The 11,612-nt window shown below is 43.3% G+C and carries 9 protein-coding genes; 4 read left to right on the top strand and 5 right to left on the bottom strand.

Annotated features, from left to right (window positions below):
* Positions 1-52: 52 nt before the first annotated feature.
* Entirely contained in the window at positions 53-1,522 is a 1,470-nt protein-coding gene (locus MED222_RS17105; RefSeq protein ID WP_009845831.1) for a transposase, read from the bottom strand.
* 80 nt (positions 1,523-1,602) lie between these two features.
* Positions 1,603-2,313: a purine-nucleoside phosphorylase gene (gene deoD / locus MED222_RS17110; RefSeq protein WP_004732072.1), complete on the bottom strand. Its 711-nt coding sequence runs from the start codon at positions 2,311-2,313 to the stop codon at positions 1,603-1,605.
* A gap of 346 nt (positions 2,314-2,659) precedes the next feature.
* On the opposite strand from deoD, the gene MED222_RS17115 reads away from it, so the two are divergent.
* Positions 2,660-3,634, top strand: coding sequence for a L,D-transpeptidase family protein (locus tag MED222_RS17115; protein WP_032555087.1), 975 nt, complete (start codon positions 2,660-2,662; stop codon positions 3,632-3,634).
* A gap of 194 nt (positions 3,635-3,828) precedes the next feature.
* Here the strand turns inward: MED222_RS17115 and MED222_RS17120 are convergent, their stop codons facing one another.
* The gene (locus MED222_RS17120) at positions 3,829-4,095 is read right to left on the bottom strand and encodes an Lpp/OprI family alanine-zipper lipoprotein (RefSeq protein WP_009845829.1); all 267 of its coding nucleotides are present in this window, start codon (positions 4,093-4,095) and stop codon (positions 3,829-3,831) included.
* A 360-nt stretch (positions 4,096-4,455) separates the two neighbouring features.
* On the opposite strand from MED222_RS17120, the gene MED222_RS17125 reads away from it, so the two are divergent.
* Positions 4,456-5,787, top strand: coding sequence for a DEAD/DEAH box helicase (locus MED222_RS17125; RefSeq protein ID WP_009845828.1), 1,332 nt, complete (start codon positions 4,456-4,458; stop codon positions 5,785-5,787).
* A gap of 152 nt (positions 5,788-5,939) precedes the next feature.
* Here MED222_RS17125 and MED222_RS17130 read toward each other — a convergent pair whose 3' ends face one another.
* Complete coding sequence (locus tag MED222_RS17130) at positions 5,940-7,187, bottom strand: SGNH/GDSL hydrolase family protein (protein ID WP_009845827.1); 1,248 nt, start codon at positions 7,185-7,187, stop codon at positions 5,940-5,942.
* Between the two features lie 515 nt (positions 7,188-7,702).
* Here MED222_RS17130 and MED222_RS17135 point away from each other — a divergent pair.
* A complete protein-coding gene (locus MED222_RS17135) occupies positions 7,703-8,644 on the top strand; it encodes a lipase family alpha/beta hydrolase (protein ID WP_050395118.1) in 942 nt (313 codons plus the stop codon).
* Between the two features lie 39 nt (positions 8,645-8,683).
* A complete protein-coding gene (locus MED222_RS17140; protein ID WP_009845825.1) occupies positions 8,684-9,577 on the top strand; it encodes a lipase secretion chaperone in 894 nt (297 codons plus the stop codon).
* Positions 9,578-9,758: 181 nt separating this feature from the next.
* Here the strand turns inward: MED222_RS17140 and MED222_RS17145 are convergent, their stop codons facing one another.
* Positions 9,759-11,402 carry a methyl-accepting chemotaxis protein gene (locus MED222_RS17145; RefSeq protein ID WP_009845824.1) on the bottom strand — a complete coding sequence of 548 codons (1,644 nt, stop codon included), beginning with the start codon at positions 11,400-11,402 and terminating at the stop codon, positions 9,759-9,761.
* Positions 11,403-11,612: the final 210 nt, after the last annotated feature.

Genomic DNA, 11,612 nt, shown 5'->3' with positions numbered 1-11,612 from the left:
CTTTTGCTTTGAAATCAATGAGTTCTAGAGCGCTTGTCTAGATGGTAAATTTCTATGAAAGCAATTGCTTAAGAGTTAATGGCTGCTCTGTCACACCTAAGCGTTGTGCTGCCGTCAACCCTTGCTTATCTTGGTAGCACAGATTGTGCCAAGATCTAAATATGTCGAGTAATGGAAGAATGCCCCCAGGACGAAGTTTACGTCTTGGCTCATTGATGAAGCTATCAAATAACAACTGAAAACGTTGTTGATAGAACTTTGTTTGCTGAATTGAAGCTGTATTAAGCCACTGTTTTGGTTCTGGATTATTACCCGTTAGGTAGCAGATACCTTTTTGACTGTCACCTTGACTCGCGATAGCCCAACGATCGCGCCACCAACTCATATGAACGATGTCGATCTTTTCAAAATTTTGGTCATCTTGCCAACCTGAGTCTTCCTCTACATACATAAGGTCAACATTTTGACTCTGAATACGCGGCAAGCAAACGCTTAGAGCGGCAGATCTTAGTAATGGATCTTGTGGCATATAGATCGTGACATGCTTATTCTCATCACACATATCAAGCACGTGTAGGAAGTGAGCATAGGAAGTATAAGGCGGTCGAATTAGCGCGCCCTTCGAAGGGTAACTGAATGTCGTAAGGTTCCCCATTGGGTCCTCTACATTACCTCTCGCAAGAATTACTTGATATTGCTGTTCAATGCGCTCTTTCAGTTTGTCAGACGGCTGAGGAAGTTCGAGATTCGCTTCTGAAGAGTGCTCTTTAGACACAAAGCGTGCAACGTCATCATAAGGGTTGTGATCAGCACTTCCAGATGGTTCTTCATTTTGAGAGTAATTGACGTGTTGGCAAAGGATGTAGCCAGAGTGTGCCTCGCCAGTCGCTATCCATACCACACCATTGTTGCTTTTCGGTTGCAGGCGTTGGTAGTGAGAAGCGAATTCGTAATCTTTAGCATGGTTGACCCAACGAGCATCGATCATCGCTAACTTGCGACGACAGCGACTGGCGATATGGTCAACATGATCATAGAAAGTCTTTGGATTGATCTCTAACTTTCTACAAATTTCACGTACTGAATACCCCATGAACAATAAGCCCATGAGGTTCTCTTGAAACTGAAGTTTTTTGTTGGATCCTGACCACTTATCAACGAAGGTTGATTGGCAGTCTTTGCATCTGTAACGCTGCCTATCGCCACTGTAGCCGAAGGCATGATAAAGATGTTTGTGGGTATGAACCGATAAACCAAAGTTATCGCAATCATCATTACGACAAGCAGGGAGCCCGTCGCTGTGAAGTTGTCTTAGGCGATGAAGTTCGCTTAACACTTCACGATTGTTAAGTAAGGGGGGGAAAGCTCCACATTCACGACAAACCATCGCTGGACGCTTAGGGTTTGCGTGTTGCAAAACATACCGTTTTGCATCGCTCAAGCCAAAGTTGTCACACGCCAATGTTTTACAAAAGTTGAGTTGCAAACCATCCGCATCTTTTGGCAGCTTGTCGTTAGACACGATCTCCCCCTCGGGATTATTTGAGCAGCCAAGTGAGCTTGGCTGCGGGGTAACGCTTTTCAATGTATCTTATCAATTCGTTAGATGTTGATTGCAGTCTCTAGAGCAACTTTCATCATGTCGTTGAAAGATTTTTGACGATCTTCAGAGCTTAGTTTCTCACCACGGATGATGTGGTCAGATACTGTTAGGATAGTTAGAGCTTTAGCACCAAGATCCGCAGCAACACCGTAGATACCAGCTGCTTCCATATCAACACCAAGGATGCCTAGCTTTTCCATTTTTTCGAAAAGGTCAGCTTCTGGAGTGTAGAAAAGGTCTGCAGAGAATACGTTACCAACTTTAACTGGAACTTCTTGTGCACGTGCTTGGTTTACGGCTTCTTCTAGAAGACCGAAATCAGCGATTGCCGCGAAGTCATGGTTGTTGAAACGAATGCGGTTTACTTTTGAGTCAGTCGATGCACCCATACCGATAACAACGTCCATTAGTTTAACGTCATCACGTACCGCACCACAGCTACCTACGCGAATAACGTTCTTTACGCCGTACTCAGCAATTAGCTCATGTACATAGATGCAGCACGATGGAATACCCATACCGTGGCCCATTACAGAAACTTTCTTACCTTTGTAAGTGCCTGTGTAACCAAACATGTTGCGAACGTCACAAACTTGCTTCACGTCATCAAGGAATGTTTCTGCAATGTATTTTGCGCGAAGCGGGTCGCCTGGCATAAGTACAGTTTCTGCGAAATCACCAGCTTGAGCATTAATATGAGGTGTAGCCATGGTCGTTCTCCAAAGTTTTAACGGTAATTATAGGAACAGGGTTTTATTAATTACCGATTCTGTTGAATTGAATTCGTTTTGTTGAGGCAATATTAGCGAGTTAAAGCGAGGCTCCGTGAGATGTTTGTCACAAATTTGCTCTACCTTTAAAGTATTATTCATATAGATAACCAAATATGTTGAAAGTTTAGAGGCAATCGATTTTGTGTGGTTAAATTACGCTATGTCCAGAAGAAAAACGACAAATAAAGGCCTGTTGCATATCAGCTTGGAGCAACAATACGTTGTCGCGACGTTTGATCAGCGATAATCTAAACTTTGATAGAAAGACCAACCAAGGAATTGTATGTCGTACTGCGCTAACTCGACGCCTTTGCACTCAATGAGAACACAGATACGTAAGGTAGCTTTACCTCTAGTGAGGGTCACCATGCTTGTGGCAGCGATGGCTTCGTCGTGTGTGTCTGCGGCGACCTTTGTACTGCCTCCGGCTGAAAGCCGTATCGTCGGCAGAATACAGCAACACGAAGTGGCTGCTGGCGAAACGTTGGCTATCATTGCTAAGCAATACGATATTGGTTTTCTCTCTTTAATGGCGGCAAACAAAGGCGTTGATCCTTTTCTTCCTGCTGAAGGTTATGTGTTAAGTATCCCTAGCCGTTTGATTCTGCCGGATACGCCGAGAAAAGGCATTGTGATTAACCTTGCCGAGTTAAGGTTGTACTTCTTTGAACCTGAGAAAAATCAGGTGCACGTATTTCCTGTTGGCATCGGTCGAGTGGGGCGAGATACCCCAGAGATGATCACTAAGATAAGCCAAAAAAGACCCAATCCGACTTGGACGCCTCCAAACTCAATTCGTAAAGAGTATCTAGAGAAAGGGATTGAGCTACCAAAAGTGGTTCCTGCTGGGCCGGAAAACCCTCTTGGCGAGTATGCATTACGACTTGCTTATGGTGCAGGTGATTATCTGATACACGGCACCAATAAAGACTTTGGGATAGGCTTGCGAGTCAGCTCCGGCTGTATCCGCATGGAACCTAAAGATATTGAGTGGCTTTTTGAACAGGTTAGTCGTGGTGAGCAAGTCACAATAATCGATGAGCCTATCAAAGTATCTTTAGAGCCAGATAGGAGCGTGTTTGTTGAAGCTCACGAACCATTGACGCGAAGCGACGGCTCTAAGAAATTATTGCAAATCCCCGTTGAATTAAAATGGTGGCTTGAAGATGCAGATCTACCAAATTCAAAAGCGAAAGCGGTGATATTTGCTCAAAATGGCGTGCCTGTTGAGATAGCACCACCTGTGATTGAGTTCTAATTTGATTGCCTCTTCTGTAACAAGGGGCGTTTATTTTTGTCTACTTGAATTGATACCTTCTACTCGAATTAATGCCTTCTATTCGAATTAGTAACGCCCAAAAAAAGCACCACATCCGTTAAGAGGTGGTGCTGTCTATTTACTGCATTTTGCGACTGATTTAATCTACAGCTTAATCGCACTGAGCTCTCACACTATTTAGTGTAAGACTCTGCGATGTTGTCGATACGGTCGTTAGCACGATCCGCTTCTTCTTTTGCTGCCATAGCGGCTGCAGCTGCTTCTTGAGCTTTCATTTCAGCTGCCGCTTTATCGCCTTTAAGTGCTTCAACTTCACTGGTTAGCTCAGCAACTTGGTTAGTCAATTGATCCATTTGTGACATTGCAGCTTCTTCTGGCTCAGAAGAACAACCAGCTAAAATGAAAACTGAGGCTGCAGCTGCGATTAACGTCTTATTCATAAGAACTCCTTGCTTATTTATCATCAAAAGATGCGCTATACATTCTTTATCATATAGTCGCTTCATTAATGATTGTAGCGACTAATTTTTTAACTGCAAAAACAATAACTAGAGAAATTACTAAATTTTTGAGGTAATTAGCTGAGCGTCACGTTATGTCTCGTTTATGAGATGGAGGGGTGAGAGCCGGTTTTGATGTGTTTTGGAGAGTTATTTCTTTGCGAGCAATGCATACAATGTTCTAGCAAACGAGAGATAAAGGGATAAATTTTCTGTGATCTCTATCCTTATAAAGTACTTTCGCGGTATCATGTCACGTTAAATTAATTTTATTCAATACCATCATGACTGGAGAGTCCTTTGCACTTTAAAGATTTAGGCTTAGATAACCGCTTACTGAAGAACTTAAAACATTACGACTTCAAGAAGGCGACAGAGATCCAATCAAAAGCGATCCCTGTTGCTATTGCTGGTAAGGATCTATTGGCTTCATCAAAAACGGGATCAGGAAAAACATTGGCGTTTGTGTTGCCAATGATTCATAAAGCATTAAAAACAAAAGCGTTTTCTGCTAAAGATCCTCGTGGTGTAATTTTGGCTCCTACTCGTGAGCTAGCAAAACAAGTTTATGGCGAGCTGCGTAGCATGCTTGGTGGTCTGTCTTACGAAGCGACACTTATTTTGGGTGGTGAAAACTTTAACGACCAAGTTAAGGCTCTGCGTAAGTACCCTCGCTTTATTGTTGCGACTCCAGGCCGTCTTGCGGATCACCTTGAGCACCGCTCACTGTTTTTAGATGGTGTTGAAACGCTGATCCTTGATGAAGCTGACCGGATGCTAGATTTAGGTTTCGCACCTGAATTGCGTCGTATCGCGAATGCAGCTAAACACCGTCGCCGTCAAACGTTGATGTTCTCTGCGACACTTGATCACGCGGAAGTGAACGACATTGCAAATGAAATGCTAGATTCGCCTAAACGCATCTCAGTGGGTGTTTCTAACGAACAGCACCTTGATATCACTCAGAAGTTTTACCTGTGTGACCATCTAGATCATAAAGAAGCAATTCTGGATCGTGTTATTGAAGAAGCTGAATACCGTCAGGTGATGATCTTCACGGCAACTCGTGCTGATACTGATCGCCTAACCGAGAAGTTAAACGAGAAGAAGCTTAAAGCGGTGGCATTGAGCGGTAACCTAAACCAAACGCAACGTAATGCAATCATGAGCCAGTTCGAGCGTGCGGTTTACAAGATCTTGGTAACAACAGACGTTGCTTCACGTGGTATCGATATTCCAAACGTAAGCCACGTTATCAACTTTGATATGCCTAAGCATACAGAAGAGTACGTGCACCGCGTCGGTCGTACTGGTCGTGCGGGTAACAAAGGTGATGCAATCTCTTTGGTTGGTCCAAAAGACTGGGATAGCTTTAAGCGTGTTGAGCTTTACCTTCAACAAGATCTTACTTTCTCTGTACTTGAAGGTCTAAAAGGTAAATTCAAAGGTATTAAGCCGCGTAAACCTGCTTTTGCTAAAGGCGGTCCTGCGAAGAAGAAAACCAACACTCAAGCTAAGAAAACGCCGAAAAAACCGGTTAAGCGCGATAAGAGCTTCCACAAGAATGTGGCAGTGGGTGATACAGTATTTATCCCTAAGAAGAAAGTTGCGCCAAAAACTGACGACGAGTAATCAACTCGCGTGAGCTAAAAGATTATGTTTATAAATACAGATCTTTATACAAGCTAGCGTAAATAAAAACCGCCTATGAAGGGCGGTTTTTTTGTATCTGGTTTCTGCTCCTGAAAGGTGTTGTCTCAGGTTACAGAGTCATTCGAAAAGCATTAGAAATCAAAGGTTGAGAATGAATACGCCAAAATATGGTCGGCAATGTATTTGTGAGTGGCGGTGGTTGGGTGTGTCACCCCCCAGAAGACATAACTGTCTGATCCGTACGCTGCGCAATCATTGGTTAAGCTGTGACTTTTTAGGTAGTCGGCTGCTGAGCTTCTATTGATATTAAGGCAAGCATCACTCGCGTTTCGAAAGCCATGTTGCTCTGGATTATCGGTAATGCTGGCGAACAACGCACTCGCATCAAACAACACCACGTTTTTACCCATACTTTGGTAATACTCGGCCTGCGTCTTGATGAATTGGTTGAACTCTAAAATCTTGCCACGAACTTTAACAATCTCTTGTTCAGTTGAGTATTTGAATTGAGGTGCTTTGGTTGCATCGGGCAAGGTGAACAGCAGGATATTGTTTGCACCAGATTCCGTTAAGCGGATCAAAGCGCTGCTGAAATCGGCCTTTACATCGGCCACTTCGCGGTTGTAGTTCATAAAGTCATTAAGGCCAAACTCTAAAGTAAACAACGAGTTTTCTGGGCGGTAGTTTTTGGCGACTTTCATATAGGTTAAGTAAGAGGTGACTTGGTCATATACTCCGGTTAATGCGACGTATTGATTGGTGCCAGCAGCCCCACCTACTGCCCAGTTATAAAGAGGCACATCTTTCGCCTTGGCTAAATACTCTGTCCAGACTAAACCGTTTGAAAAGTGCCCTAAAAACCATGAGTTTGCGTTCGGGAAAACCCATTGAGAACCGTTAAATAGGTTACCGGTGTCAGAAAGACTATCACCGAAGGTGACGATACGGTTGATGGTGTTCGCTTGGACAACGTTGTCATTTGTCCAAATCGAGTGGTTATAAGAGAAGCGATTGTCTGCTGCAAAGTAAGTGATGTCTGCGGCGTCATGTTGGATGTCGAGCGTCTGTTCACAACGCTGCTTGATTTCAGATTGAGGAGCGTCACTGTAGAACATGTTCTTGAAGGATACAGAAGACCACCAGTATCCATTGATCGTGTAGTAATCACCATTTTCCTTTTTTGCCCATTTCCAGTCGGTAGCTGGAGAGTCATGTGAGGCATCGGTTCGATACCAGCATCGAACATAAGAATAGGTTTCTGAACCTTGTGTACTAAATACTTGTGCGGATGTAATGGATTCAGGTGTCGGTATTGAATCTTCAGCAGCATAAGCGCCAAAAGGCAGGGTTAACGCGAGTATAAAAGCCGTATTTTTCATCACTGTATTCTCTTTTATATTTAGTGAGCCAAACAAAACGTTGTTGCTTGTGACTGTTTTAATAACTAAATTGCAAATAACTGGTATGACCTATATCCAAGATCAATAGCTCTCGTCAATACATTCAGTTTGTTAGCGGCTTATAACTGGCATCAGTGTCAAAGTTTCAACCACTTTTTGATTGAAAAACAATGGTTTCGAAGTGAAATGGCTAATATCTAACATTTGATTTTAACGAACTATCGCAGGCAACACGTCGTCATTGACCGGCACGGGATGATTTGTCTATTGAATGCTTAAATGAAAACGTGATCAGAAGGGTGTGAGGTAAATTATAATTTAATCAATAGCTTACCCGTTGGTAATGTCAAGCGAAGTTGCAATTCTAATGTTCATCACAATTGTTTAATTCAAGTTCAATATCACAAATATCAAGTTTTCACTTTTTGTTTTATAAAATCATCATCTACGGTTTCTTTACTCGTCAGAGGTCTAATCTGTTTAAGGAAAGAGCATTGAAAAAGATATTAATTTGGACGATAGCGTGCCTATCCAGTTTTGGCGTCTATGCCGGAACAAGCGCATCAGCATTAGAAACCAGCGGATACACTGCAACGAAATACCCTATTATGCTGGTGCACGGCTTGTTTGGTTTCGATACATTAGCAGGCGTGGATTACTTCTATGGCGTACCGGAGTCTCTAACTAAAGATGGTGCGAGCGTATACGTTGCTCAGGTTTCTGCTACCAACAGTTCCGAAGTTCGTGGTGAACAGTTACTCGCTCAAGTTGAGACGCTGTTAGCCGCGACAGGGGCGAGTAAGGTGAACCTTGTCGGTCACAGCCACGGCGGACCAACAGCGCGCTATGTGGCATCAGTTCGTCCTGATCTGGTAGCCTCAGTGACAAGTATTGGTGGTGTTCATAAAGGATCTAAAGTGGCAGACCTTGTTCGCGGGACGGTATCTGAAGGGTCAGTTTCAGAAGGTATCGCGGTTAAATTGGCTGGTGGATTGACGGCGCTGATCAACCTGTTATCTGGTGGAACGGATCTTGACCAAGATGGCCTTGCGTCTCTTGAAGCGTTGACCACTAAAGGTTCGCTTGCATTCAATCAGTTTTACCCTGAAGGCGTGCCAACGTCTGAGTGTGGTGATGGTGAATGGCAAGCAAACAACGGTGTCTATTACTATTCATGGACAGGCTCTTCCACTTTTACCAACCTTCTTGATCCTACCGACGGAGCGATGACAATCCTTGGTTTAGCTTTTAATGAACCTAATGACGGGTTAGTGGGAGCATGTAGCGCGCATTTGGGCAAAGTGATTGGTGATGATTACAAAATGAATCACCTAGACGAGATCAATGGACTATTGGGTATCCACCATCTTTTTGAGACCGATCCAGTGACCTTATATCGTCAGCATGCCAATCGATTGAAGTTGGCTGGCCTTTAGGTTGCACTGCCCATTCATAAAGAGAACAAGGAAAGTATGATGAAAAAGACCGCCATTTTGTCGATAACCACGATAGCCCTGATGAGCACAGCGGCGGTCTTTTTGTATTTACAAAAGGAAGACCCAAATTCACACCGTGACGGCAAACAAAGCGCTTTTTTATTGAAGGTCGCTTCTCAACAAGATACTGAAATCGATAACGCATCAGCCAAAGACATGATGGAATATTTCGTGTCAGGCAATACAGAATTAACCCTCGAAGATATTCGTGACAACGTGGCAAAACATCATGAGCAATCACAGGTCGCGATCGTTGATGAGGCACTGTTTGCCAATTATCTTGAGTACAAGTCGGCACTGACATCATTAGATGTCCAATTTGATACCAACTCAATATCCGCAGAGGACCTACGCGCACTGAATCAAGCTCTCCTCGATCTTCAAGCGCAGTTTTTCAGTGAGAGTGAGATAAGTATTTTGTTTACCCATGACAACAGAATGAGGGAAATCGCTTTAGAAAAGTTACTTCTGAAACAAGAAGGGCTAGACGAGTTAGAATATCAGCAAAGGCTTGAGTCTTATCTATCTGAACAGCCAGATTACGTTCAAACGAGCCATCAGAATCAGGTATTACTCCCACAGCTATCCAGTTCAGAAGGTCTAGACGAACAAGGTAAATACTTGAAAAGAAGCGAACTGGTCGGAGAAGAAGCGACACAGAGGCTCGAAGCGCTTGATCAACAAAGGGCGGACTTTGATGGAGCTTTAGAAATTTACTTTGTTGAACGAAATGACATTTTGAATGACTCCGAACTCTCTGAAATTGAGCAACAAGAGACTATCGCACAACTTCGGACTACGCATTTTCAGCCAGAACAACGTCGAAGAGTCGAAGCGATTGAAAGAATCAGATCCGCTGAGAGCGGTCAGTAATCTCCAGCAATTAAAAAAGCCAACTACTGATGACTCAATAGTTGGCTTAATAATGAAGGTCGGTTACTGCAATCTATACATGGTAAGTAAGTGCTTACAGTTTAAGGCTTAAATTTTGTATCCTAGAGCCTATACCATAAGCCGTTACAGCTGAACCTTAAAGCTTATTCGCCCTTAACCCTTAAACCTTAAAGAAGCCCAACTGCTGCTTTTGTTGTTCAGCGAGGTTTGATAGCTCGTGGCTTGCTGCTGCAGCTTGGGTAATGCCTGTTACATTTTGGCTTACTAAGCTGTAGATATTTGAGATATTACGGTTAATGTCTGAAGTCACTTGGCTTTGCTCTTCTGCAGCAGCGGCGACCTGAGTGTTGATCTCCGTGATATCCGTTACTGAGTTCGCAATGCCTGAAAGTGCAGAGCTTACCTCACCCGAAAGCGTCTGGTTATGTTCCAACATAGACAGCGAACTGCTCATACTCTCATTCGCGTTTCCAGATTGAACCTGCAAGCCTTCAATGATGGTTTGGATTTCTTTGGTCGAATCTTGTGTACGTGCTGCTAGCATTCTCACTTCATCAGCTACAACCGCAAAACCACGTCCGCTTTCACCTGCACGAGCGGCTTCAATGGCAGCGTTAAGCGCAAGAAGGTTAGTTTGCTCTGAGATGCTTTGAATAACCTCAATGACATTACCAATCTTCTCTGAGTGCTCTTTTAGCGTGCCAACAACGTTCGCAGCTTCGCTAAGCTGAATCGCCATTTGCTCGTTTGCTTGGTTACTTTCATTAAACAAGCTCATGCTGTGTGTCGCCATTTCGTCAGCTTGCTTAGACGCGGAGTCGGCTTGTACTGCATTTTCGTTGACGTTTGCTGCTGTGCTCTCAAGTTGATTCACGGCAGAAGCAACTTGTTCCACTTCTTGCTTCTCTTGGTCTGAGTTCGCACTTGATTGTGTCATTACAGCAGCTAGTTCAGTCGACGCTGACGCAACTTCTATGCTGATTCGAGACAGTGAACTTACCGTGTCACGCAATTGCTCAACGGATTTGTTTACGTCTTGCGCAAGACGTGAGATCTCATTGTCTCCATGTTCTTCGGCTTTTACTAGCAGGTTACCTTTTGCTACTTCGCGCATGGTTGCCTGAATATTGTTGATTGGTTTAACAATGATGCCAGCCAGTGTCCAGCTAATAACAAGAGCAATAGATAGAATCACTAGAAGCCCAATAGTTGCAGTATTTAGGGTGCTAGTGTGTTGCTGACCATTGGTATGGACTTGTTGAGTCGCAAGCAAGTTTAGCTTTTTAGAAAGACTGTCGATTGCTTTTACCATTTCATTACCAGCATGGCGGTATTGGTCAATTGCCGTTTGGTAACGAGTATCAAAGTCAGAAGTTAGCACTGAATTACCGTGTTTTGCCTTTAACAGGGGAAGCATGGTATTGCGTGAAAAGTTAACGTAGTGGTCCATCGCTTTGCTCATTGCTGCGACTTCATCTTGCATACCTGGCACTGTGTCTAATGAGCTCAGTAGGCGTGAGTTTTGATCGCGTTTTTGATTAAGCGTTTCAACGAGTGTGTTTACATCATCAGGGTTGAACAAGCTATAGATTGCTTTGATGCGCATGCCGTAACTATTGTCGACGATTTCGCTGAGTTCTTCTTTATGTAGAATGAGTTGATCTGTTGCTGTTGATACATCTTTAAATGCGTTTTCCAGCTTGTCACCACCGATGATGACACCCGTCAAAAGTAATACGACGGAAAAGAGTACTGGAATAAGAATTTGTATTTTAATTGATAAGCCACTGAGAAGTTGGCGCATGAATTGTCCCTCTATAAATAAGTAAATGAGCCGATGCAATTGCTTTTATTATAATTATCCCGTGATTCTAACTACTGAGAATGACAATTCAATCAGTAATACATTCGATTTAGATATATGCGATAGGTAATTGATAAATTACGGTCATTTATTGTGCAAAATGAGCGTTTTTCTTTATTTCTCTATGGTTTACCCGTTTCGGGTGGCTGT

The organism is Vibrio sp. MED222 (assembly GCF_000153005.1).
GTDB lineage: Bacteria > Pseudomonadota > Gammaproteobacteria > Enterobacterales > Vibrionaceae > Vibrio > Vibrio tasmaniensis_A.
The sequence above is the reverse complement of the archived record's forward strand: the minus strand, read 5'-3'. Positions and strand labels throughout refer to the sequence as shown.